This is a genomic window from Aliirhizobium wenxiniae (assembly GCF_014201355.1).
GTDB lineage: Bacteria > Pseudomonadota > Alphaproteobacteria > Rhizobiales > Rhizobiaceae > Neorhizobium > Neorhizobium wenxiniae.
The window spans coordinates 329,813-353,478 of the sequence record NZ_JACHEG010000005.1; the positions used below are offsets into that span (position 1 = coordinate 329,813).

The 23,666-nt window shown below is 59.0% G+C and carries 25 protein-coding genes; 18 read left to right on the forward strand and 7 right to left on the reverse strand.

The window, feature by feature from the left end; translation table 11 throughout:
- The first annotated feature begins 114 nt into the window (after positions 1–114).
- Both HNQ72_RS21075 and HNQ72_RS21080 read left to right on the forward strand, forming a co-directional pair.
- Positions 115–435, forward strand: coding sequence for a hypothetical protein (locus HNQ72_RS21075; RefSeq protein WP_183828186.1), 321 nt, complete (start codon positions 115–117; stop codon positions 433–435).
- Positions 436–481: 46 nt separating this feature from the next.
- Positions 482–655, forward strand: coding sequence for a Flp family type IVb pilin (locus HNQ72_RS21080; protein WP_183994989.1), 174 nt, complete (start codon positions 482–484; stop codon positions 653–655).
- A gap of 35 nt (positions 656–690) precedes the next feature.
- On the opposite strand, the gene HNQ72_RS21085 is transcribed toward HNQ72_RS21080, so the two are convergent.
- Positions 691–1,563 carry a methyltransferase domain-containing protein gene (locus tag HNQ72_RS21085; protein WP_183994991.1) on the reverse strand — a complete coding sequence of 291 codons (873 nt, stop codon included), beginning with the start codon at positions 1,561–1,563 and terminating at the stop codon, positions 691–693.
- A gap of 56 nt (positions 1,564–1,619) precedes the next feature.
- Here HNQ72_RS21085 and HNQ72_RS21090 point away from each other — a divergent pair, with 56 nt between their 5' ends.
- The 5 genes from HNQ72_RS21090 to HNQ72_RS21110 all read left to right on the forward strand — a co-directional run bounded on the left by HNQ72_RS21090 (position 1,620) and on the right by HNQ72_RS21110 (position 4,595).
- Complete coding sequence (locus tag HNQ72_RS21090; RefSeq protein WP_183994993.1) at positions 1,620–2,351, forward strand: ComF family protein; 732 nt, start codon at positions 1,620–1,622, stop codon at positions 2,349–2,351.
- Positions 2,352–2,443: 92 nt separating this feature from the next.
- Entirely contained in the window at positions 2,444–2,698 is a 255-nt protein-coding gene (gene grxC / locus HNQ72_RS21095; RefSeq protein WP_183994995.1) for a glutaredoxin 3, read from the forward strand.
- A gap of 12 nt (positions 2,699–2,710) precedes the next feature.
- Positions 2,711–3,580 carry a carbon-nitrogen hydrolase family protein gene (locus HNQ72_RS21100; protein ID WP_183994997.1) on the forward strand — a complete coding sequence of 290 codons (870 nt, stop codon included), beginning with the start codon at positions 2,711–2,713 and terminating at the stop codon, positions 3,578–3,580.
- On the forward strand, positions 3,577–4,005 hold the full coding sequence (locus HNQ72_RS21105) for a DUF1178 family protein (RefSeq protein ID WP_183994999.1): 429 nt from the start codon (positions 3,577–3,579) through the stop codon (positions 4,003–4,005). The genes HNQ72_RS21100 and HNQ72_RS21105 overlap by 4 nt, the downstream gene beginning before the upstream one ends.
- A 14-nt stretch (positions 4,006–4,019) precedes the next feature.
- Positions 4,020–4,595 carry a DUF3291 domain-containing protein gene (locus HNQ72_RS21110; RefSeq protein ID WP_183995001.1) on the forward strand — a complete coding sequence of 192 codons (576 nt, stop codon included), beginning with the start codon at positions 4,020–4,022 and terminating at the stop codon, positions 4,593–4,595.
- Here HNQ72_RS21110 and HNQ72_RS31295 read toward each other — a convergent pair.
- From HNQ72_RS31295 to HNQ72_RS21125, 3 genes are all read right to left on the reverse strand, one after another.
- A complete protein-coding gene (locus HNQ72_RS31295) occupies positions 4,571–4,747 on the reverse strand; it encodes a type II toxin-antitoxin system RelE/ParE family toxin (RefSeq protein ID WP_183995003.1) in 177 nt (58 codons plus the stop codon). The two genes, HNQ72_RS21110 and HNQ72_RS31295, sit on opposite strands and share 25 nt — an antisense overlap.
- Positions 4,748–4,920: 173 nt before the next feature.
- Positions 4,921–5,667 carry a bifunctional 2-polyprenyl-6-hydroxyphenol methylase/3-demethylubiquinol 3-O-methyltransferase UbiG gene (gene ubiG, locus HNQ72_RS21120; protein ID WP_183995005.1) on the reverse strand — a complete coding sequence of 249 codons (747 nt, stop codon included), beginning with the start codon at positions 5,665–5,667 and terminating at the stop codon, positions 4,921–4,923.
- Between the two features lie 54 nt (positions 5,668–5,721).
- On the reverse strand, positions 5,722–6,120 hold the full coding sequence (locus HNQ72_RS21125) for a hypothetical protein (protein WP_183995007.1): 399 nt from the start codon (positions 6,118–6,120) through the stop codon (positions 5,722–5,724).
- Between the two features lie 602 nt (positions 6,121–6,722).
- Between HNQ72_RS21125 and HNQ72_RS21130 the strand changes: the two genes are divergently transcribed.
- The 9 genes from HNQ72_RS21130 to HNQ72_RS21170 all read left to right on the forward strand — a co-directional run bounded on the left by HNQ72_RS21130 (position 6,723) and on the right by HNQ72_RS21170 (position 17,020).
- Complete coding sequence (locus HNQ72_RS21130; protein WP_308422351.1) at positions 6,723–7,598, forward strand: SH3 domain-containing protein; 876 nt, start codon at positions 6,723–6,725, stop codon at positions 7,596–7,598.
- Between the two features lie 258 nt (positions 7,599–7,856).
- Positions 7,857–9,134, forward strand: coding sequence for an aspartate kinase (locus HNQ72_RS21135; RefSeq protein ID WP_183995009.1), 1,278 nt, complete (start codon positions 7,857–7,859; stop codon positions 9,132–9,134).
- Between the two features lie 81 nt (positions 9,135–9,215).
- A complete protein-coding gene (ptsP, locus tag HNQ72_RS21140) occupies positions 9,216–11,480 on the forward strand; it encodes a phosphoenolpyruvate--protein phosphotransferase (protein WP_183995066.1) in 2,265 nt (754 codons plus the stop codon).
- Positions 11,481–11,620: 140 nt separating this feature from the next.
- On the forward strand, positions 11,621–12,703 hold the full coding sequence (gene prfA, locus HNQ72_RS21145) for a peptide chain release factor 1 (protein WP_183995011.1): 1,083 nt from the start codon (positions 11,621–11,623) through the stop codon (positions 12,701–12,703).
- A gap of 20 nt (positions 12,704–12,723) precedes the next feature.
- Positions 12,724–13,632, forward strand: a complete 909-nt coding sequence (gene prmC, locus HNQ72_RS21150) for a peptide chain release factor N(5)-glutamine methyltransferase (RefSeq protein WP_183995013.1) — start codon at positions 12,724–12,726, stop codon at positions 13,630–13,632.
- Positions 13,633–13,883: 251 nt separating this feature from the next.
- On the forward strand, positions 13,884–14,738 hold the full coding sequence (locus tag HNQ72_RS21155) for a DUF4167 domain-containing protein (RefSeq protein WP_183995015.1): 855 nt from the start codon (positions 13,884–13,886) through the stop codon (positions 14,736–14,738).
- Between the two features lie 295 nt (positions 14,739–15,033).
- Positions 15,034–15,999, forward strand: a complete 966-nt coding sequence (locus tag HNQ72_RS21160) for a class 1 fructose-bisphosphatase (protein ID WP_183995017.1) — start codon at positions 15,034–15,036, stop codon at positions 15,997–15,999.
- A gap of 150 nt (positions 16,000–16,149) precedes the next feature.
- Entirely contained in the window at positions 16,150–16,479 is a 330-nt protein-coding gene (locus tag HNQ72_RS21165; protein WP_183995019.1) for a hypothetical protein, read from the forward strand.
- Between the two features lie 325 nt (positions 16,480–16,804).
- On the forward strand, positions 16,805–17,020 hold the full coding sequence (locus HNQ72_RS21170; protein ID WP_183995021.1) for a hypothetical protein: 216 nt from the start codon (positions 16,805–16,807) through the stop codon (positions 17,018–17,020).
- 112 nt (positions 17,021–17,132) lie between these two features.
- Here HNQ72_RS21170 and HNQ72_RS21175 read toward each other — a convergent pair whose 3' ends face one another.
- Entirely contained in the window at positions 17,133–17,312 is a 180-nt protein-coding gene (locus HNQ72_RS21175; RefSeq protein WP_183828146.1) for a hypothetical protein, read from the reverse strand.
- Between the two features lie 344 nt (positions 17,313–17,656).
- On the opposite strand from HNQ72_RS21175, the gene clpB reads away from it, so the two are divergent.
- Both clpB and HNQ72_RS21185 read left to right on the forward strand, forming a co-directional pair.
- The gene (gene clpB, locus HNQ72_RS21180; protein WP_183995023.1) at positions 17,657–20,257 is read left to right on the forward strand and encodes an ATP-dependent chaperone ClpB; all 2,601 of its coding nucleotides are present in this window, start codon (positions 17,657–17,659) and stop codon (positions 20,255–20,257) included.
- Between the two features lie 65 nt (positions 20,258–20,322).
- Positions 20,323–21,252: a S66 peptidase family protein gene (locus tag HNQ72_RS21185; RefSeq protein WP_183995025.1), complete on the forward strand. Its 930-nt coding sequence runs from the start codon at positions 20,323–20,325 to the stop codon at positions 21,250–21,252.
- Positions 21,253–21,258: 6 nt separating this feature from the next.
- Here the strand turns inward: HNQ72_RS21185 and HNQ72_RS21190 are convergent, their stop codons facing one another.
- The gene (locus HNQ72_RS21190) at positions 21,259–23,196 is read right to left on the reverse strand and encodes a M23 family metallopeptidase (protein ID WP_183995027.1); all 1,938 of its coding nucleotides are present in this window, start codon (positions 23,194–23,196) and stop codon (positions 21,259–21,261) included.
- 216 nt (positions 23,197–23,412) lie between these two features.
- Positions 23,413–23,666, reverse strand: a 254-nt coding sequence (locus HNQ72_RS30400) for a hypothetical protein (protein ID WP_210319665.1), incomplete at its 5' end; no start/stop codon positions are given.

Sequence of the window (23,666 nt, forward strand, 5' to 3'; positions counted from 1 at the left end):
AAAGGCTCTAATTAAAATTAGAGCTGTCGGATTTATCTCGCGTTAACAGTTCGTTCAACGGATTCTGGCATCTTTGTGGCCAGGCACGTAATGATCTGACGAGGCTTCGGGGCAATGGACGACGAGTTCTGGAAAACTGTGCGCAATCGCCAGCGGGCGACGTACAGGTCCGGTAAGACCGGAGCGCTCAATATTGCGCTGCTTTTCGGAACAGCCGTAATTGCCCTGTCGCTGATCGTGACGCCGATGCTGGCGGAGCGGTCGGACCAGAAGCGCCTTGCGCATGTGCAGGAAGACTTCGACATGCTGACGACGGGATCTATAAAGCCCGCCGAAGGTGGTTCGAAGCACTACACGATCCGCAGGAGCGTTCTGCAGGAGACTCCCGGTTCGGTTTGCATCGTTCAGGGTTACGGAGCGGACGGCGATTGCTGAACCACTCCGGCGCATGATCGAACCGCTTACATTCCAAGGACGACCTATGCGCCTGTTCCGCAGCTTTATCAGGGATATCAGTGGTGCAACTGCAGTGGAGTACGGCTTGCTTGCCGCGGTCCTCGGCATCACGCTTGCCGCTGCGCTCGGCAATTATTACGAGGCGATGGGCAATATGTTCAACACCATCACCAACACCTACACCGATGCGTCCAAATAAGACGGCTTGAAGCCGTTTCCTCTTTTGCCTGAAGCTTAGCCGTCCAGGCCCTTAAGGGCATCTGCAAGACGCACTTTGGCAGAGCCTGGTTTCAGCGGTTGCTGCTGGCTCTCATGATGCGCCCATCCGGAGGCGTAGATGATCGAGAACGTGGCCCTGATCCGGCCATCGGGATCAGAATAACGCTCTGCATAGATTTCCGCTGCCCTCAGGAAAAATGCGCGCCCAAGGGGTTTTCGGCTGCGACCCCTTAAGGGATTGGCCATACCCATGGCGCGCAAGTCGCGCATCAGCGGAAACAGGCTGTCATATCGGACCGTGTAGTTTTCGGCGTCCACCACAGGAAGGGCGAAACCTGCCCGCTGGAGAAGACCGCCTATATCGCGCACATCGGCGAATGGGATAACGCGGGGGCTTGCGCCTTGTGTCAGCTCGGCCTCGGCTGCAAGCAACACATCGCGCAACTCAGACAGGGTTCCCGCACCGGGAATAGCGGCGAGGAACAGGCCATCAGGCTTCAGGCCGCGGCGAATGCGCACCAGCGTGCCTGGCAGGTCATTGACAGCATGCAGCGCCATCGGGGACAGGACGAGGTTGACCGATGCCGGCTCGATGGGCACGTCATCAAGACCGGCGGACAGGATGTGCTCTCCTGCATTGGCGAAGCGTTCGCTGGTTTCTGCGCGCTGAATTGTTTCGATCTTGCCGGTTTCCATCGCCTTTCGCGCGGCGATCCCGGTTCCTCCGTGCAGTTCGATGGCAAGAGGAAACTGCCGCTCCACGACCGAAAGACGCTCGGCCAATTCGCCTGCCGCCAGATCCAGCAGGAAATCCGCATTGCCAGTCTGATTTGCCAAGGCTCGTTCGCGTCTGCGGGCCAGCAGGTCTTCGTCGAAGAGAAATTCCATCATCACCACCCGATTATGCTTCGCTAAGGCGTATTCCGTCGCTTATTGTCAAGTCCATGCCTGGCAATTTGGCCAATAGTCTCGTGAAAACGCTTTCGCAATCCGCTTCGGCCTGTCTGCAGCGGATCGCCGATGTCGTGTACCCTCCGGTATGCCTCGGTTGCGGCGTTCTGACGGGGCGTCATGGGGCAGTCTGCGCCTCCTGCTGGCGCGAGGTCCGCTTCATCGAGAGGCCCTATTGCGACATACTCGGCCTGCCATTCTCCTATGATCCAGGGCCGGGCATGCTCTCGGCTCAAGCTATCGCACATCCTCCGGTTTTCGATCGCCTGCGCGCAGCCACTGTCTTCGATCGTACCGCGCGCAACATGGTTCATGGGCTCAAATATAGGGACCGAGGCGATCTTGCGCCAATCATGGCGGGATGGATGGAGCGCGCGGGGGGCGATTGCCTGCGCAGCTGCGATGCAATCCTGCCGGTGCCTTTGCACCGGACGCGTTTTGCGCTCCGGAAGTTCAACCAGTCAGCCGAGCTCGCGCGGCATCTCGCAAGATCGGCGGGGAAGCCCTATCTGCCGGCGGCGCTTGTGCGGACGAAGAGAACGAAGCGACAGGTAGGGCTGACTGCACGGGCTCGCGAAGACAATGTCCGGGCGGCTTTCGCCGTCGCCGACGGACGGGAGGCCGAGGTGTTCGGCAAACACATCGTGCTTGTCGACGATGTCTACACGACCGGTGCCACAGTTACCGCTGCGACACGCGCGTTGAAGAAGGCGGGTGCCGCCTAAGTCAGTGTTTTGACCTTTGCAATGGCACTGGCCGAAACTATATGAGAGACAACAGTCGGCGCGTATTCCTCCCAGCGCGCCTGGAGATTATCATGACGGATGTTACCATCTACACCCGCGAATATTGCGGTTATTGCTCACGTGCGAAAGCTCTGCTTCAGTCCAAGGGCGTCGAGTTCGTCGAGCATGATGCGACCTATAGCCAGGAGCTTCGCGCCGAAATGATCGCCAAGTCGAATGGTCGGTCGACCTTTCCGCAGATCTTCATCAACGGCGAACATGTCGGCGGCTGCGATGATCTGCATGCGCTTGATCGTGAAGGCAAGCTGGACTCGATGCTTGCGTAACAGGACGTTTAGATGATGATCAAGGTCGCTGCAGTGCAGATGCGTTCCGGTGTCGATCCGGTCAAGAACGCGGCCGACATGTCCCGGCTGGTTCGGGATGCGGCGGCACGCGGGGCGACTTACGTCCAGACGCCGGAAATGACCGGTATGCTGCAGCGGGACCGCAAGGCTGCCCGCGAGGTCCTGCGCGGCGAGGCGGATGACATCATCGTGGCGACGGCGCGCGGACTTGCGGCGGAGCTCGGCATTTTCCTGCACGTCGGTTCGACGGCAATTGCTCGTGATGACGGCAAGATCGCCAATCGCAGTTTTCTCTTTGCGCCCGATGGCCGCCTGATCTCGACCTACGACAAGATCCACATGTTCGACGTGGATCTCGACAATGGCGAGAGCTGGCGGGAGAGTTCCGCCTATGAGCCGGGCGGTGTCTCCAAGGTGGTGGAGCTGCCTTTCGCAAAGCTCGGCATGTCGATCTGCTACGACTTGCGGTTCCCTCAGCTGTTCCGCGCCCAGGCTGTCGCCGGAGCGACGATCCTGACGGTGCCGGCTTCCTTCACGCGACAGACGGGCGAGGCGCATTGGGAGATCCTGCTGCGGGCTCGGGCCATCGAGAACGGCGCTTTCCTGATTGCGGCAGCGCAGGCCGGGGTGCACGAGGACGGCCGGGAGACCTATGGCAATTCACTCATCATCGACCCCTGGGGCAAAATCCTCGCACGGGGTGGCGATGCGGGTGAGGAGGTTCTCGTTGCCGATCTCGACCTGGACAGCGTTGTGATTACTCGCAAAAAGGTGCCTAATCTGAAGAATGCACGCGAGTTCGTGCTGGAGGATGTTGCCGGCCCGGATGCTGACCGGGGTGCCGGTGGAGTGGCAGTGTGATCAAATATTCGCTGTGCTGCGACAACGCACATACCTTTGAAGGCTGGTTTTCCGAAAGTGCCGATTTTGACCGGCAGGTGGAGAGCGGCTTTCTGACCTGTCCAATCTGCAATTCGGGTTCGATTTCCAAGTCGTTGATGGCGCCTTCCGTTTCCACCGCGCGGAAAAAGGAAGCCAAGAAGCAGATGGCGATGGATCTCGCCCGGCAGGAAGCAATGGTTAAGCTTCACGAAGCTGTCGCCAATATCCGCGCTAATTCCGAGGATGTAGGCGAAAAATTTCCCGAAGAGGCGCGCAAGATCCATTATGGCGAGGCGGATGCCCGCGGGATCATCGGTCAGGCGAGTGCGGACGAGGTTCGCGACCTGATCGACGAAGGGATCGAGGTGGCGCCATTGCCGGATTTTACGGACGATACGAACTGATATGGCCAAGTGAGATGACCAGCGCGGCGAAACTGGCGATCTACAATTTTGGCCTTTTCGTTGCGTCTTATGACAGTCCCGCGGTCGAGGGTTTTCGTCTGCGGGAACCCGCCAATTTTTCGGCTGCCGAATGTGCCGAAGGGTTCATCGGCCGCTCCGGTTATGAGGGCGAACCGGGACCAGAGAGCTGGGGAACGCAGGTCTTTCCCCGATTCATCAATGGAAGCGGGTTCGAGTGGGCACCTTCCTCGCTTTCGCTATGGGCCGATCTGGAATCGCTTATGGCGTTTTCCTATTCCGGCGTTCATGCCGATGCGCTGAAGCATGCCAAGAACTGGCAGGTTGAGAAACAATGGCCGGCTCTGGTTCTCTGGTGGTCCGAGGGCCGTCCTGATTGGGCCGAGGCTGTCGAGCGGTTCGAATATCTGCACGACCATGGGCCGGGGCCAAGGGCTTTTCATTTCAAAGATCCCTACGGGTATGATGGCGAACGGATATCGATCGACCGTACCCGCGTGCGCGAACTCGCCGCGCTGAACGCCGAAAGACACAAACACCTGATGTCTCATGTGCTTTCGATGAAAGTATAGCATGATAGCCGGGGAGGGGGACGGTCAGTCGATCGGCAAGCCGTTCGCAACTCTTCGACATAGGATCGTGCCCGAACCTGATTGTGAACTGATATGTGTCGCGCGACATCCGCGAGGTCCTGGCGAGCCTCCCGGGTAAAGATCACCTTCATCGGGCAGGGCGTTTCCAGCCGAGTTCATCATAGACGCTGTCGAAGGCTTCTTCGAGCGACATGACGCGCCCGGCCTCGATATCGTCGATGCCCTTCTGCAGCTCTGCGTCGAGCTTGCGTCTGGCGAGATCACGTTGACGGCGTTAGAGGATTTCGTACGCGGCGAGGTGAAATCAGCCCTCGCGCTTTGCCAGCAGCATGTAGTTTACGTCCATGTCGGGCGAGAGGTTCCAGCGATCCTGCAGTGGATTGAAGAAGACGCCTGTGCGGTGAACGATGTGCAGACCGGAGGTCTGGAGCGGGCGTTCGATCTCTTCCGGGCGGACCAGCTTTTCATACTGATGCGTGCCGCGGGGCAGCCAGCGCAGGACGTTTTCGGCGGCGAAGATCGCGAGTGCGCGGGCCTTCAGCGTGCGGTTGATCGTCGCCATGAACATCAGACCACCGGGGCGCACCATGGACGCGCAGGTGGTGAGGAACAGGTTCACATCGGCTACGTGTTCGACGACTTCCATGTTGAGGATGACGTCGAATGTTTCGCCTGCCTGGGCAAGATCCTCGGCGGTGACGGCACGGTAATCGATCTGCGTGCCGGTTTCCTGCGCGTGGGTCGAGGCGATGCCGATATTCTTTTCCGACGGGTCGGCGCCGATGACGGTCGCTCCCATGCGGGCGACGGGTTCGGACAGAAGGCCGCCGCCGCAGCCGATATCGAGGATGCGAAGGCCCTCAAGCGGGCGATGCGCCTTCGGGTCACGACCGAAATTCTGGCAGATGCGTTCGCGGATATAGGCAAGGCGAACCGGATTGAACTTGTGCAGCGGGCGGAATTTTCCGGTCGGGCTCCACCATTCGGCAGCCATTTTCGAGAACATCTCGACCTGATCCTTGTCGACCGTCGTCCTGGCTGCTTCCGTCATCGTCTTATCACCCTTTACATTCGAAACCTGAAGTCGGCTGTCGGGCCGGAGAAGTCAAGTGCGCGGTGCGTTTCTGTGCTGGCTGCGCGCTTGCATCTGAATGAGGAATACGATGTCCCAGAATGTAAGGTGCTTCAGCTCGCCGTTGCGCGCTTCGGTGATCTTTTCCAGTGCACCGCGGACATAGGCGTAGCGATCCAACGTGGCATTGGCCATACACATGGGTAGACGGGCACAGGCCATGCCGCTCAGTCCGATCTCCTTATGGGCGCTGATCACGCTGCGCTGGTGTTCGGAAGGCAGCATCGGGCCGCTGCAGAACTGGGAACGGCGACACATCCTGTAGTGGCAGTGGCGGCTGTGTATGTTCTCCAGCGTCGCCGATAAACGCCATGCTTCTTCATGATCCTGTGCGCGGCGCTTTTCGTATTCGGAAAAATCGTTTCTTTTCATTGGTCACCTCTCCTTGTCTGTATGGGGGGATGGAGTCCTCCCTTGGTGCCTGAGAGTTTCTTGTTTCGGCCGGGACACGTCGGGTGCCTCGAATTGAATTTTTATATGTGACACTCGGCGTGTCCCGTTCGGTGTGTTTTTCCGCGCAACTCCGGTCCGTCTGCGGCGGTCGGGCTTATGTCCTCATCGAACTGCCGGCCGGTATGTGTGCGACACACGCACGCCTTATTCAGGGGCAGACCATTTTCTGCGCGGCTCCGGAAGGTCCGTCTGCATAAGGGCGGAACATCCGATCACCGGTTCCGCCTCGCCGGTTATGCGGACCGGTGTAGCCGAAGCGGAACGGGTTGATTTTATGCTCAGGCATCAAGAGTGGGGACGGCAGTGCGCCGTCTTTTCGGTAACTGTCTGATTTCTAATGGTCTCGTGAGATCGGGCTTCCCCGCCTGTGGTGATATTGCGGGAGTGAACGGATGCCCAATAGATCATTCATGACCTATTCAGGCGGATGCTGGAACAATTGGGGCCAGTCGACATTTTATGGCGATAAAAACTCGATACGGAACAATGTCCGTTTCGATAATTTCCTCAGGAGGAAGCCCGTGAAAAAGTTCCTGATGAGTGCTGCGGCTTTCTGCACGCTCCTGGTGGCGCCCGCGATCGCCGAGGCGGCGGTGCGCGGTTACGCCACCGCAAACGTCAACATGCGGTCCGGCCCCAGTACCGGTTATCCGGCGGTTACAGTCATTCCTTACGGCGCGCCCGTGACGATCAACGGCTGCATGAGTTCGGTCAACTGGTGCGACGTCTCCTTTGCCGGCGGGCGCGGCTGGGTGTCCGGCAATTACGTGCAGACATCCTATCGTTCGAACCGCGTTTATGTGGCGCCGGATTACTATGGCGGTCTCGGCATCCCATCGGTCACGTTCGACGTGGACAATTATTGGGGCACCTATTACCGCGACCGCAATTTCTATCGGGATCGTGATCGCTGGCGGGATTACAACTGGCGTGCGCAGCGTCCACTTCCGCCCCCGCCGCGCTGGGATGATGGTCGCCGTCCGTCTCCGGGCTGGGATCGCGACCGTGATCGCGATCGGTGGGACCAATCCCGTGATCGGGATCGCTGGGATCAGTCCCGTGATCGCGACCGGTGGGAACGTGACCGAAATCGTGACAGAGATCAGGCCCGTGACAGGGACCGTGATCGGCCGCGCTTTGACGGCAACGATCGGCGCCCGCCTCCCGGTTGGGATCGCGACCGCGAGAGAGAGCGTGATCGTGACAGAGACAGGGATCGTGCCCGTGAAAGAGAACGGGATCAGGCCCGGGATCGGGATCAGGCGCGCGAGCGGAACAGAGATCGCGATCGTGATCGCGAAAGAGCCCGCGAGCGAGACCGTGAACGCCCGCAGCGCGAGGAACAGCAGCGTCCGCAGCGTAACCAGAACTGCGTCGTCGGGCCAAATTGCAACTGACGATTTCGAACAGATCGACGACAGATCGGCAGGGGGTCGCGCAAGCGGCCCCTTGTTCTTATCGACTGCCATTTGCGTATGATGACCGCTTCTTCAGTTTTATGACAGGCGTACTGTTTGCCCATGATCCGGCCATTGCGTGTGCCCCCCCTTTTCGCTAAGAGACCCCAACTCGATATTCAGGCAGCCGCCGGGATATCCAGCGTTAGCAAATAGGCGCCCCGGCGTGGCCGAGGGCGAGTTGGTGGTTTTCGTCGTATGGCTCGCATCGTCATGAAGTTCGGCGGCACGTCCGTCGCCAATCTCGAACGCATTCACAATGTCGCACGCCATGTGAAACGTGAAGTCGATGCAGGGCACGAAGTGGCCGTCGTCGTCTCCGCCATGTCCGGCAAGACCAACGAACTGGTGGGCTGGGTTCAGGACATGCCGAAAGTGGCAGGCGCCAATTCGCCGTTCTACGACGCGCGCGAATATGATGCCGTCGTTGCTTCCGGCGAGCAGGTGACATCCGGTATCCTGGCGATCGCGCTGCAGTCGATGGGCGTCAATGCCCGTTCCTGGCAGGGCTGGCAGATCCCGATCCGCACCGACAACGCACACGGTGCTGCACGCATCATGGAGATTGACGGTTCCGACATCATCAAGCGGATGGGCGAAGGCCAAGTGGCTGTTGTTGCCGGTTTCCAGGGGATAGGCCCTGACAACCGGATCGCGACGCTCGGCCGTGGTGGCTCCGACACGTCCGCCGTGGCGATTGCCGCTGCCGTCAAGGCCGATCGCTGCGACATCTATACGGACGTCGATGGCGTCTACACGACCGATCCGCGCATCGTGCCCAAGGCTCGCCGGATGAAGAAGGTGTCGTTCGAGGAAATGCTCGAAATGGCGTCTCTCGGCTCCAAGGTGCTGCAGGTGCGCTCGGTCGAGCTTGCCATGGTCCACAAGGTCCGCACCTTTGTGCGCTCCAGCTTTGAAGATCCCGATGCACCGGGCATGGGAGACTTCTTGAACCCGCCCGGTACTTTGATTTGCGACGAGGAAGAAATCGTGGAACAGGAAGTCGTCACCGGCATCGCTTATGCCAAGGATGAAGCGCAGATTTCGTTGCGTCGTCTGTCCGACCGTCCGGGCGTATCGGCTGCGATCTTCGGGCCGCTCGCGGAAGCCCATATCAATGTCGACATGATCGTCCAGAACATTTCCGAGGACGGTTCCAAGACCGACATGACCTTCACCGTGCCTTCGGGCGACGTGCAGAAGGCGATGAGCGTTCTGGAAGCCAACAAGGAAAAGATCGGCTTCGATGTCGTGCAGACCGAATCAGGTCTCGCAAAGGTATCGGTCATCGGTATCGGCATGCGCAGCCATGCCGGCGTTGCGGCGCAGGCTTTCCAGGCACTTGCCGAAAAATCGATCAACATCAAGGCGATCACGACCTCGGAAATCAAGATTTCCATTCTTATCGACGGTGCATATTCGGAACTTGCGGTTCGGACTTTGCATTCCTCCTACGGTCTCGATAAAAGCGAATAATGTCTAATCCGGCATGATGCTCCTTTCGGTGCGTCGTCGCCGGGTCGGCGATGGTTGGGCTGTAAGGGGAGCATTATGCCGATTAGAGACCTGTCGGCCGGTCCGCGCGTTTTGTTGAAGCGCCTGCGCGAACTGATGGCCGAACCGCTGGATCCGCAGGAACGCCTTGATCGGATCGTCAGCCAGATTGCCAGCAACATGGTGGCCGAGGTTTGCTCGGCCTATGTCCTGCGCTCTGACGGTGTTCTGGAGCTTTACGCGACCGAAGGCCTGAATAAAGAAGCTGTCCACCTTTCGCAGCTGCAGATGGGACAGGGTCTCGTCGGTACGATTGCCGCATCCGCCCAGCCGTTGAACCTTTCCGATGCCCAGGCGCATCCGGCCTTCCGCTACCTGCCGGAAACCGGCGAAGAGATCTACCATTCCTTCCTCGGCGTGCCGATCCTGAGGGCCGGGCGCACGCTCGGCGTTCTGGTCGTGCAGAACAAGGCGAGTCGCAACTACCGCGAGGACGAGGTCGAGGCGCTCGAGACCACCGCGATGGTGATCGCCGAGATGATCGCCACCGGCGACCTCAAGAAGATTACAGCACCTGGGCTGGAGCTCGATCTTACCCGCGCGGTGACGATCCAGGGCAATGGTTACAACGAAGGTATCGGGCTCGGACATGTGGTGCTGCACGAGCACCGCATCGTCGTGACCAACCTTCTGAACGAGGATTCGGAAAAGGAAATCATCCGGCTGGCGGAAGCGCTCGGCTCGCTGCGCATCTCGATCGACGACATGCTGTCGCGCCGCGACGTGGCGCAGGAAGGCGAGCATCGCGAGGTGCTCGAGACTTACCGCATGTTTGCCCACGACCAGGGCTGGGTGCGCCGCATGGAAGAGGCGATCCATAACGGTCTGACCGCGGAAGCTGCCGTCGAGAAGGTGCAGAGCGATACCAAGGCGCGGATGATGCGCATGACGGATTCGTATCTGCGCGAACGGATGCATGATTTCGACGATCTGGCCAACCGGCTGTTGCGCCAGCTGACCGGATATTCCGGGCGAAGCATGGACGAGCTGCCGTCCGATTCCATCGTGCTCGCGCGCGCCATGGGTGCGGCGGAACTGCTGGATTATCCGCGCGCCAATCTGCGTGGTCTGGTGCTGGAAGATGGTGCTGTGACGAGCCATGTGGTGATCGTTGCGCGCGCCATGGGCATTCCGGTCGTCGGTCAGGCGACGGGTCTCGTGGCGCTTGCCGAAAACGGCGACGCGATCATCATCGATGGCGACGACGGGCAGGTGCATGTGCGGCCGATGCCGGACCTGCAGAACGCCTATGAGGAAAAGGTTCGCCTGCGCGCCAAGCGGCAGGAGCAGTTCCGGGCGCTCAGGTCCGTCGAACCGCTGACCCGGGACGGGCGTCATATCAGCCTCAACATGAATGCGGGCCTGCTGGTGGATCTGCCGCAGCTTTCGGAATCCGGCGCGCAGGGCATCGGGCTTTTCCGTACCGAGCTGCAGTTCATGATCGCCTCGACCATGCCGAAGCTGGAGGAGCAGGAAGCCTTTTATCGCAGTGTGATCAAGCAGGCGGCGGGGCGTCCGGTGACTTTCCGAACGCTCGATATCGGCGGCGACAAGGTGGTTTCCTATTTCCGCGCCCAGGAAGAGGAAAACCCGGCGCTGGGATGGCGGGCGATCCGGCTCGCGCTCGACCGGCCCGGTCTGTTGCGCACCCAACTCCGCGCGCTTCTGAAGGCTTCTGCCGGTGCCGAACTGCGGATGATGATCCCGATGGTGACCGAGGTTTCGGAAATCCGTGCGGTGCGCGACCTGTTGCAGAAGGAAGTGCAGTATCTCTCCAAATTCGGCCACACGCTGCCGCGCAAGCTGCAGTTCGGTGCGATGCTGGAAGTGCCGGCGCTGATGTGGCAGCTCGACGAGCTTATGGCGGAGGTTGATTTCGTTTCCGTCGGGTCGAACGATCTCTTCCAGTTCTCGATGGCGGCCGACCGCGGCAACGCGCGGGTTTCCGAGCGTTTCGACAATCTCGGCAAACCGTTTCTCAGGATGCTGCGCGATATTGCGCGGGCCGGCGAGCGCAACCGGACGCTGGTGACGCTTTGCGGCGAAATGGCCGGCAAACCGCTTTCCGCCATGGCGCTTATCGGCGTCGGTTTCCGCTCCGTGTCGATGGCGGCGACCTCGATCGGTCCGGTCAAGGCGATGCTGCTTGGTCTCGATGCGGGCCAGCTCGAAGCGGAAATGAATGCGGCGCTGGACGACATCCGCTCGCAGGAGCCGATCCGGGAACTGCTGTTGAAGTTCGCGGAAGCGAATAACATTCCGCTGTAGGCCTTGAATGGGGGCCATTGGTCGAGCTATGTGCTCACCGTCATCCTCGGGCTTGTCCCGAGGATCTGCTGACCTCTCTGCGTGGATAGATCCTCGGGACAAGCCCGAGGATGACGAGCGGCATATCTGGAGTTCTTTAATTGGCTAAGCTTCCTGTCGAAAAGATGCGCGAGCTGGAACGCCGTTTTGGCGAGATCGAGGCGCGTATGTCGGAAGGTCCGGCTGCCGATGTCTATGTGAAGCTGGCTTCGGAATATTCCGAACTGCAGCCCGTCGTCGCCAAGATCCGTGAATATGAGAAGACCATCGCCGAGATCGCCGATCTGAGGGCGATGCTTTCCGACAAGGGCACCGATCGCGAGATGCGGGAACTGGCCGAGATGGAGCTTCCGGACGCGGAGGAGCGTATCGAGGCGCTGGAAAAGGATATGCAGATCCTGCTCCTGCCGAAGGACGCGGCCGACGAGAAGAGCGCCATTCTGGAAATTCGCGCCGGTACGGGTGGCAACGAGGCGGCACTTTTTGCCGGCGATCTGTTCCGCATGTACGAGCGTTACGCCAGCGCGCATGGCTGGAAGGTGGAAGTGCTTTCGGCCAGTGAAGGCGAGGCGGGCGGCTATCGCGAAATCATCGCGACCGTGACCGGACGCGGCGTGTTTTCCAAGTTGAAATTCGAAAGCGGCGTGCACCGGGTGCAGCGCGTGCCGGATACGGAAACGCAGGGGCGCATTCACACGTCTGCGGCAACGGTTGCGGTCCTTCCCGAGGCAGAAGAGGTCGACGTTGAAATCCGTCCGGAGGACATCCGCATCGATACGATGCGTGCATCGGGCGCCGGCGGGCAGCACGTCAACACGACGGATAGTGCTGTGCGTATCACCCACCTGCCGACCGGGATCATCGTTGTGAGCGCGGAAAAATCGCAGCATCAGAACCGCGCCAAGGCGATGCAGGTCCTGCGCTCGCGTCTCTATGACATGGAACGGCAGAGAGTGGACAGCGAACGCTCTGCAGACCGCAAGAGCCAGGTCGGTTCCGGCGACCGGTCGGAACGCATCCGCACCTATAATTTCCCGCAGGGTCGTGTCACCGACCACCGCATCAACCTGACGCTCTACAAGCTCGACCGGATGATGATGGGTGAAATCGACGAAGTGGTCGATGCGCTGATCGCCGATTATCAGGCGGGGCAGCTGGCGTCGCTTGGCGAGCAGCAGGGGTGACCCAAGGGGATGTCGGGCCGATGATTACACTGGGTGAAGCCGTCGCCGATGCGAGAGCCCGGTTTTCGGCAGCCGGTTTTGCCGATGCGGCGATCGAGGCGCGGATCCTGGTCGGCGGCCTCCTGGAGCTTTCCTCGACTGAGGTCTTCGTTGGTGGCGATCGCGAGATCGATGCCGCTTCGGTTGCGAAAATAGAAGATGCCGTTGCCCGCCGCTTGAAACGAGAGCCAGTGCACCGCATATTAGGTAAACGAGAATTTCATGGCCTGGATTTGCTTCTTTCGAAGGAAACCCTGGAACCAAGACCGGATACGGAAGTTCTGGTTGATAGTATTCTCGATGAGGCCCGGCAGTTTGCGGGCGACAGAAGCATCCGCATTCTCGATATAGGAACAGGCACGGGCGCGATCATTCTGGCATTGCTGGATGGTCTACCGTCAGCCACCGGGATCGGGAGTGATATTTCCGCCGATGCGTTGAAGACGGCGGCGGAAAATGCACGGCGGCTAGGCCTTGATCAGCGGTTTCAGGCGGTTGAAAGCCACTGGTTTGACAAGATTGACGGGTGTTTCGACATAATCGTGTCAAATCCGCCCTATATACGTAGCGATGTCATTCCCGACTTGGATCCTGAGGTCCGCAACTTCGATCCAATGGCAGCATTGGACGGCGGGGCTGATGGATTAACCGCCTACCGCGAGATTGCAGACCGGGCCGGGGAGTTTCTCGCGGCTGATGGTTGCGTCGCTTTAGAGATCGGTTTTGATCAGAAACATGCGGTGACCGAGCTATTCGAAGCAGAGGGTTTCAATCTGTTGCTGGCACGTAAAGACTACGGCGAGAATGATCGCGTGTTGATATTTGCCAAGTCTGTGGTTGATGTTGCGAAGCAAAAGAAAAAGCTTGGAATTCCAAAGGAAGCGGGATAGTTTGCGCCTACGCATCGGGGCAGCTGGGAATGAACAGCGATTCGTTCGGGTTACGGGTCAATCCTTAATTGTGCTTTTTTCGAAGAGCCGGCGAGGTTGAGCACTCTCGATGCGTGAATCAGGTAATTTGACTTTGAAAGCGGCAGGCCGCGTTGGTCGACCTGTACGTAACACGCGAAGTCTTGTACCGGCTTTGACCGGCGAGCCGCGTGGCCCCTTATCAGCGAAGACAGAGAGTTGGTGAACGATAAATGAGGCCAGGACAGCAGAACAAGCGTGGTCGAGGGCGTGGTAACAACAATAACGGCGGCGGCGGTGGTGGTAATAACAATTTCCAGCGCAAGGGCGGCAATCCGCTCAGCCGCACTTATGACAGTTCCGGACCGGATGTAAAAATCCGCGGTACTGCCCAGCATATAGCAGAAAAATATGCGACTCTTGCCCGCGATGCGCAAAGCTCCGGCGACCGTGTTATTGCAGAAAACTATTTGCAGCACGCAGAGCATTACAACCGCATAATCGCAGCTGCGCAGGCCCAGATGCAGGATCGCTTCCAGCATCAGGATCGCGGCGAATTCCAGGATCGCGATGGCAATATTGTCGATCAGGACGATCTCGACGGCGGTGACGGCGACGATCTGGGTTATGCTCCGCAGCCGATGATCGAAGAGCAGCAACCGCAGCAACGTCGTGAGCAGAATGCCCAGCAGGGCAGTGGTAGCCAGGACCAGCAGCCGCGCGAAAACCGCCGTGACCGCAACGATCGCCGTGATCGTCGCCAGGATCGCCCGGAACGTGGCGAGCGTGCAGAGCGTGGCGAACGTTCGGCCGAACCGCGGGCTGTCGAGCCGAAAGCTCCGGTCGCACCGCAGGTGGCGGAAGCTGCCGAGATTTCGGCACCCGTTGTCGAAGACGGTTCCGGTCCGCAGCCCGTGATCGAAGGTACCCCGGCTGAAGTTGCTGTCGAGGAAGAAGCGCAGGCAGAGGCTGCTCCGCGCCGCCGTCGTGCTGCCAGCACGCGTCCCCGCCGCCAGCCTCGCAAGAGTGCTGAAGCTGCAGAGGGCGATGATACTGCGCCTGAAATGGCGGATGTGGCCGGCGAATAAGCCAGGTCCCATGAAACAAGATGGAAAAATCCGGCCTTTGGCCGGATTTTTTCGTTTTAGGTAAAAATCCGCTCTTTGGTGGGGTAAAGCCGCATCGAAACGATTGAATGGCGAGTTTTGCGCCGATAGGGTGCGATCGTTCCTGACCGTTTATATATATCCTGATTTTTCAAACGATTATAATGTCTTACCGCACTGCGGAAATTCGTTGCGTTGTCGCAAAATTCCGCTCTAGATAGATTTTTAGACGGCATAGAGCCGCGATTTTTCCAAAAAATCCGCAGGGAGCGATTTCATGACGACATTCGAAACCTACCTTGAAACCCGCAACGGCACGGTTCTGGACGACGATCTCGTCGTTGTTCTCCGCAACATCGCCGAGGCGACACGGGAGATTTCGGACAATCTCAGAACATCGTCCCTGGACGGCCTGACGGGTGCTACGGAAATCACCAATGTGCAGGGCGAGGCGCAAAAGCCGCTCGACATCCTGTCCAACGAGATCATGCTGGAGGCCTGCCGCAAGTCACCATCGGTTTCCTTCGCAGTATCGGAAGAACTGGATAGCGAAGTCGCCATTCATAGCGATGGCAAATATGCGGTGATCTTCGATCCGCTTGACGGTTCCTCCAATCTCGACGTGAACGTCACCGTCGGCACGATCTTTTCAGTGATCAGAGCTTCCACTTCCGGCGAGATCTTGAAAAACGGCCGTGGCCAGCTGATCGCGGGTTATGCTGCCTACGGGCCGCAGACGACTCTCGTATTGACCATTGGTAAAGGCGTGCAGATCTTTACACTGAGTGCTGACGGCATTTATCTGATGACCAGCGCCGATGCGAAAATCGTGCCGGAAGCCAAGGAGTTTGCAATCAATGCGGCACGCCGGTCATCCTGGGATGACGCTGTCGCCTCCTATATCGAAGATGCAATCGACACAGGCCACAACATGCGCTGGGTCGGTTCCATGGTTGCCGACACGCACCGCATCTTCAATCGCGGCGGCGTATTTCTCTATCCGGCCGATCGTAACAAGCCGGCCTCCGGCGGTCGGCTGCGGCTGCTTTATGAAGCTAACCCTATTGGTCTTCTGGTCGAAGCTGCCGGCGGTGCCGCAATCATCGGAACAAGCACGATCCTTGATATCGAACCCACCTCGCTGCATCAGCGTGTGCCGGTGATTTTCGGATCAAAGAACGAAGTCGACAAAATCAGCGCCGCCTACAGGGAACGTGTTCTGGACGCCGCTGCGGCAGAATGACCGTGCCTTGAGCGCTTGACCTTTGGAAGGCCGGGATATCCGTTGGTATCCCGGCCTTTGATTTGCAGGCTGCGAATTATTGGTACTTATTAGTACTCAAAATTAACGGATGGCTGCGATAGTTGCCCCGGTTCAACTCGGGGATTCATCATGATCAGTTCCGTAACAAGTTCGACGACCTCTACGCTCCTGTCTTCATCATCGACGAGCAGCAGTACTGCCGCAATCGAAAAACAGATAACCGCGAAGGAAGCTGAACTCGAAGAAGCGAAGGACGCGGAGGAGAAGGCTGACATTCAGGCGGAGATCGATGCGCTTGAACAGCAGCTGCAGGCCGCGCAGCAATCCAGCAGTTCATCAGAAAAGCCTTCCGCCGAAAGTAGCCGCTCAGCTGAAAAGTTTTCGGGCGAGAGCAGCAGGATCGGGACCGGAAACTTCGACGAGACAACAGAGTTCGGAGAGCGCGTTCTCTACGTCTGAGATCTGATTGCTTTTGCACTGCAGGATCAAGTCGACCTCGTTGCACAATCAGCTTTTGTTGTATTTCGAGGTCGACGAGATCTCCGCGACTTTCGGTATGCGGGGTGGCGGGGAAAAATCCGCGTCTTCCGCAGCAGGTGGCAATTCTTAAGGCTCGCTTGCCATGCCGTAGCTTTTGGTTTTTGCACATGTCTCCATCGAGAAGCCGGCTACAGCTTTCGGGAGAGATGTTTCAGGGGCTGTTCGACAGTTTTTCTTCGATTACGTCTACTCGAATCGATACTTTGATGATTATTGTCTCAAGATCATCTTTGAGATCGAATAAATGTTTTGCGCGATCAAGTATCTTATCGTCTGGCCAATCTCGATAACCAACAAAACAACAGACTGGGCGCCGGCAGTATTCTTGCGCAAAAGGCGCCTGATCAGCGGTGAATATGCCGCCGGGTGCCTGATGATGCGCTTTGTCAGCGGCAAGCCTATCTATCGTGCAATGACTGCAGAAGAAGAACAGGACTTCAGGGAAGAGACATCCATCTGAACTCTGATCTCATGATCGCGTTCTGCAGGCGCTGATGGGATGATTGCGATGGTAAGTCGCGATGCTCGGGGGCTCAAGCCCAGGCCGACTTGGCTGCCGGCCCGGGTGAAAATCAAAACAGGGTGAGAGCGCTCTCGCATTCGTCGCGGGCTTCATCGAACTCATCGACATGAGCTGCGGCCAGTGCCTGGAAATCGGGATCGGTAATGTCCGCTATGGCCTGCGGCATGCCGTGATCCATGATCAGCGTTTTGAATATTCCGATAAGCTGGGTGTTCTTGTCTTCCGACATGGGATTTACCTCTGATGATAATACGAAGCTCACCCCCGAAAGCCTCGATAACGAGATAGGTGTGCGCCACCTGCGACAAAATGGCCAGTCACGAGTTTCTGATCCATAGATCACGGCGGGGTGATCGGAGACGGGCCAGGCCGGCGGCGATCCGGCCTGTTTCGACAAGCGCTAAAAGCTTCAACATGCTCCTTTAAAAGCGGGAAAATTGCTCCCATATCTTGGCTGAAGCCGGACGCTGCGAGATAGCATCGAGCCGGCAGGGCCTGCCTCGACGAGGGGGCTCAATCTCAATCATCGGCCTGTGCCTTCTGAAAGGGCAGGGCGATTTCAGGAGGTACGGTATGAATATCGAAAAATATTCCGAACGGGTGCGCGGTTTTCTGCAATCGGCCCAGACGCAGGCTTTGTCGGATGGCCATCAGCAATTTGCGCCCGAACATGTTCTGAAAGTGCTGCTCGACGACGACCAGGGCATGGCTTCGTCGCTGATCGAGCGTGCCGGCGGCAATGCGAAGGAAGCGCGGATCGCCAATGATGCCGCACTTGCCAAACTGCCCAAGGTTTCGGGTGGCAATGGCGAGATTTATCTTTCGCAGCCGCTCGCCAAAGTGTTTTCCACTGCCGAAGATGCCGCCAAGAAGGCGGGTGACAGCTTCGTCACCGTCGAACGGCTGTTGCTTGCGCTTCTGATCGAAAGCTCTGCTTCGACCTCGGCCAGCCTGAAAAAGGCGGGACTGACGGCGCAGGGTCTCAATCAGGTGATCAACGACCTGCGCAAGGGGCGCACTGCCGACAGCGCCAATGCGGAACAGGGTTTCGACGCCTTGAAGAAATATGCCCGCGACCTGACCGCCGATGCGCGCGACGGCAAGCTCGATCCGGTGATCGGTCGTGACGACGAAATCCGCCGCACGATCCAGGTTCTATCGCGCCGGACCAAGAACAATCCGGTGCTGATCGGTGAACCGGGCGTCGGCAAGACGGCGATCGCCGAAGGTCTGGCTCTGCGTATCGTCAATGGCGACGTGCCCGAAAGCCTGAAGGACAAGCAGTTGATGGCGCTCGATATGGGTGCCCTGATTGCCGGTGCGAAATATCGCGGCGAATTTGAAGAGCGGCTGAAGAGCGTGCTCAACGAAGTGCAGGCCGAAAACGGCAATATCATCCTGTTCATCGACGAGATGCATACGCTGGTCGGCGCGGGCAAATCCGATGGCGCGATGGATGCGTCGAACCTGTTGAAGCCGGCGCTTGCGCGCGGCGAGCTTCACTGCGTCGGCGCGACCACGCTCGATGAGTACCGCAAGCATGTGGAGAAGGATCCCGCTCTTGCCCGTCGTTTCCAGCCGGTGATGGTGGACGAGCCGACGGTCGAGGACACGATCTCGATCCTGCGCGGCTTGAAGGAGAAGTACGAGCAGCATCACAAGGTGCGGATTTCTGACTCGGCGCTTGTCGCCGCTGCAACCCTGTCGAACCGCTACATTACCGACCGGTTTCTGCCCGACAAGGCAATCGACCTGATGGACGAGGCCGCTTCGCGGCTGCGCATGCAGGTGGACAGCAAGCCGGAAGAGCTGGACGAACTCGATCGCCGCATCATGCAGCTGAAGATCGAGCGGGAGGCCTTGAAGCGGGAAACCGATTCAGCTTCCGCCGACCGGTTGCAGCGGCTTGAGAGCGAAGTCACCTCTCTGGAAGAAGAGGCCGATGCTCTGACGGCCCGCTGGCAGGCGGAAAAGCAGAAGCTTGGACTTGCTGCAGACCTGAAAAGGCAGCTTGACGAGGCCCGCAATGAACTGGCGACCGCCCAACGCAAGGGTGAATTCCAGCGCGCCGGCGAATTGACCTATGGCGTTATTCCGGATCTCGAAAAGCGTCTGGTGGAAGCCGAGGCACAGGACAGTTCCGCCAATACGATGGTGCAGGAAGTCGTCAATCCGGATGCGATCGCACATGTGGTTTCCCGCTGGACCGGCATCCCGGTCGACAAGATGCTGGAAGGCGAGCGCGACAAGCTTTTGCGGATGGAAGACGAGCTGGCAAAGTCGGTCGTCGGTCAGGGCGATGCGGTTCAGGCCGTGTCGCGTGCCGTTCGCCGTTCGCGCGCCGGGCTGCAGGATCCGAACCGGCCGATCGGCTCGTTCATCTTCCTCGGTCCGACCGGGGTGGGCAAAACGGAGCTGACCAAGTCTCTGGCCCGCTTCCTGTTCGACGACGAAACAGCGATGGTGCGCCTCGACATGTCGGAATACATGGAGAAGCATTCGGTCGCCCGGCTGATCGGCGCGCCTCCGGGCTATGTCGGTTACGAAGAGGGTGGCGCGCTGACCGAAGCGGTCAGGCGTAAGCCCTACCAGATCGTGCTGTTCGATGAGATCGAGAAGGCGCATCCGGACGTGTTCAACGTTCTTCTGCAGGTGCTCGATGACGGGCGTCTGACGGACGGGCAGGGACGTACGGTCGACTTCAAGAACACGATGATCATCATGACCTCGAATCTGGGGGCCGAATATCTGACTGCGCTCCGCGAGGACGAGGATTCGGAAAGCGTGCGCGAGCAGGTGATGAGCGTCGTGCGTGCATCGTTCAGGCCGGAATTCCTGAACCGCGTCGACGAGATCATTCTCTTCCACCGCCTGAAGCGGAACGAGATGGGTGCGATCGTCGATATCCAGCTGCAGCGCCTCCTGAAGCTTCTGGCCGATCGCAAGATCGAGCTGGAACTGGATGGCGACGCCCGCGAATGGTTGGCCGACAAGGGCTACGATCCGGTCTATGGCGCACGTCCGTTGAAGCGGGTGATCCAGAAATTCGTCCAGGATCCGCTCGCCGAACAGATCCTCGGCGGTCATATCCCGGACGGCTCGACCGTCAAGGTGACCTCCGGCTCCGACCGGCTGCTGTTCCGCATCAAGGGCAGCATGAGCGAAGCGGCGTAACTAGCGAAGATCAACAGGGCCGCCCCTCGGGGCGGCCTTTTTCATGAGAGCTTGGCGGTAGGGGCATGACAGGTTCGGGTCGACACGCGGATGTCAACTTTCATGGCCGGGTGAAACCGGGTGATCGGATACGCTTCGTCTCACCGGCAAGCATGCCGGATCGCCAGCGGGCTTTCGCGCGGGCGCGAGCCCTGTCCGATCTCGGTTTTAAAGTCGATTTTGGCGACCACGCCTTTGCGAAACACGGTCCGTTCGCTGGTACCGACGAACAGCGTCTCGGCGATCTCAATGCCGCCCTGCGTGATCCTGACATTCGGGCGATTTTTGCGACACGTGGCGGCAAGGGATCATACCGGATCGCGGATCAACTGGATTTCGGCGCGGCGCGGCGCGATCCCAAACCGCTTGTCGGTTTCAGCGATATCACCGCTTTGCATCTATCCCTGTTTCGACACTGCCGGATCACCAGTATTCACGGCAGTCTTTTTGAAGATACCGCCGGCTGCCCGGATACGGAAAATCGCGATATCCTGCTGCGGATATTATCGGGACCGGGGAAGCTGGCCTATGGCTCCCGTTCAGATGAGGCGACTTCAGCGCTTTCGACTGGCGGCGCGGCCGAGGGGCTGCTGATCGGCGGAAATCTCGACATGATCGTAACCACGGCCGGGTGGGCGTTGCCTGATCTTGCGGGCGCGCTGTTACTGATCGAGGCTGTCGATTGCCAGCCGGGCGGGATCGACCGTGCCATGACGCTGTTGCGCAAGGCGGGCCATCTCCGCGACGTGGCCGGTATCGTGGTCGGACAGTTCACCACGGCTGAACCACATCAATCGCCACGGATCATCGATATCCTCGGCGACAACCTTACAAAATTGGGCGTGCCGGTTATCGGCGGGCTGCCCTTCGGGCATGGGGCGCGGCCGCTCAGCGTGCCGATCGGCAGCATGGCGAGTTTCGATACAGCGTCAGGAACACTGGTTGTTTCGCACTGAAAACGATCAGCGGCTTGCGACTTGGTCGGATCCTTGCGTGTTCAGCAGGGTATCGATGCGTTTGCGCTCATCCTCGAAACGGGCCAGCGCCTTGCCTTCCAGCGATTTGCCGCCGGGAAGGCGTACTTTCATCGCATCCACCTTGGTACCGTTGACGATCAGCTCGTAATGGAGATGGGCGCCGGTGGACTGGCCGGTGGAGCCGACATAACCGATGACCTGGCCCTGGGTGACCTTGGCGCCTTCGCGCACACCGCGGGCAATCGCGCTCTGGTGGTTATAGGAGGAGACATAACCGTTTGCGTGGCGGATCAGCGTCTGGTTGCCGTAACCGCCACTATCCCAGCCTGCCTTTTCGACGACACCGTTGCCGGTGGCGATGATCGGTGTTCCGCGGGGGGCTGCCCAGTCGGTGCCGGTATGCATGAGCGCGCGACCGAGGATCGGGTGGCTGCGCATGCCGAAACCGGATGTCATGCGGGCGTTCGGAACGGGGCTGCGCAACAGGAACTGCCTTATGCTGCGACCGTCCTGGTCGAAATAGTCGACCGAATTGTCCTCGTCGGCATTCTGGAACCGGTAGAAGCGCGTGTCGGTATCGCCGAAATGGGCGTTGACATAGAGGAGCTCGGAGTCCTTGGAGGCCTGTCCCTTTTTGTCTGCAACCGAGAAAAACGCCTCGATCTTGTCGGTCGAGCGTAGCTGCGCCTGAAGATCGACATTGCTGGCAAGCAGTTTTACCAGGAGCGCTGTCATGTCGGTGCTCATGCCATAGGAAAGAGCCGCACGATAAATGCCGTCATAGACGCTTGGCAGGTCGCGGCCCGCCATGATCTGGGGCGGCTGGTCGCTAAAGGCGGATGCAACCGCATCGAGCATTGCCGGCTCTTCTGCATCGACAAAGCGGCTATGGTCATCGAGGCCGATGGTGACGCGGTGCTGGCCGCGCTGATAGAGGCTGGCCCTGACGACCATGACCATCTGGCCTTCCTGGATCACGCCGATGCGGATGACATCGCCGGGGGAAACCTTGTCACTGCCCAGGCGCGCCTGAAGATATCCGGAGAGTTCCTTCGCCTTGCCTTCCGGATAACCGACCTGGGTCATCGCTTCTGCGATCGACATCGGTCGGCGCACGGGAATGATATCGTCTGCATATTCTCGCGTATGCGGTGTTATCGGCTCGGGCGCGGTCACCGACATGTTTTCTTCGACAACGCGGGCGCTGAGGCCGGATGTCAGATCGACATCTTCAGATGTGGAGAAGCGTTGCGGGTCGACATAATAGAGTGCGGAAAGCTGTGCGTCGCCGGCGGTCAGGACCGAGCCGTTCGAGCGCACGTTTTCCTCTACTTCCTCGAGCGTCATCGGCGCGGCGTAAGCGTAGGTGCTGCCCGATATCGGGAATGCGAGCGTCTGAAGACTGACTTCGGATTCGACGTTTGACCCGTAGATCAGGCCGGTTCTGTTGCCCGGCGGGGGCGGTGCTTCGCTCGAGGCGAAGATCGCAAGAGGATCGAATTTCGGATATGCTTCCGGAGCGACATGGTCTGCGGCAAGATTCATCTTCACATGGGCGAAGGGGCGTCGGCGCACGAGCTCGCGATTGCCTTCGTGGACCACGGTCGACACTTCCATGATCTTGCGATCCGTCGGCATCGCGACGATCTTGCCGCCGAGCAGGCGTTTGCCGCGCTGGACTGAATCGCTATCGTGGTCGCTGGGAACCGAGGCAGATGCTTCTGCCGGGATGGCGAGCTGCTGGCGTCCATCGAGTGCTGCAAAAAGTGCGACACCCATCAATACAGAAGAGGTGATGCCTGTCAGGAACGTGCCGGAGAGCCAGCGGACCGAAATCTCTCGCTTGTCCGGCGCGCGCCGACCATCAGCAAGGATGGGCGGTTCGTTGCCAAGCGATCGGATCGTGTTGCGGGCCGTGTTCATGCCGACTTAGCCAGTCCCTATATACGCGTTATTGCCATAAGCAGCTTGATGCTGCCTGCAGGACCTTGGGCCAACCATGTGCCCTTTTCCTCGAAATGAGTCAAATCCGCCGCTAACTGCTGTCATATGGTGAGATGTCCCAAGACGATTGCGAACGCCCTGTAACGCTCTTTCCATGGGATTGTGAATTTGTCGGGGCGGTTTTGAGGCGGGGCGTCACCATCCCGCTAATTTGGCTAGCCTATATAAGAGGACTGGTCGGTGAAAATCCGCCGAATTCAGAAAAATATCGAAATTTCGCAGTGAAATCATTTGCTTGTCATTTTTCTGTAAAATTTCGAAGTCGGCCTGTTGACGTTTTCGGGGGCGTGGGACTATAACCCGCTCACTGACGAGGGCGGCGGCGCTGCTAGCGACGATGTCCTTCGTTCTAGAGAAATCTAGGAAAAATTGCTGAAAAGTTGGCTGAA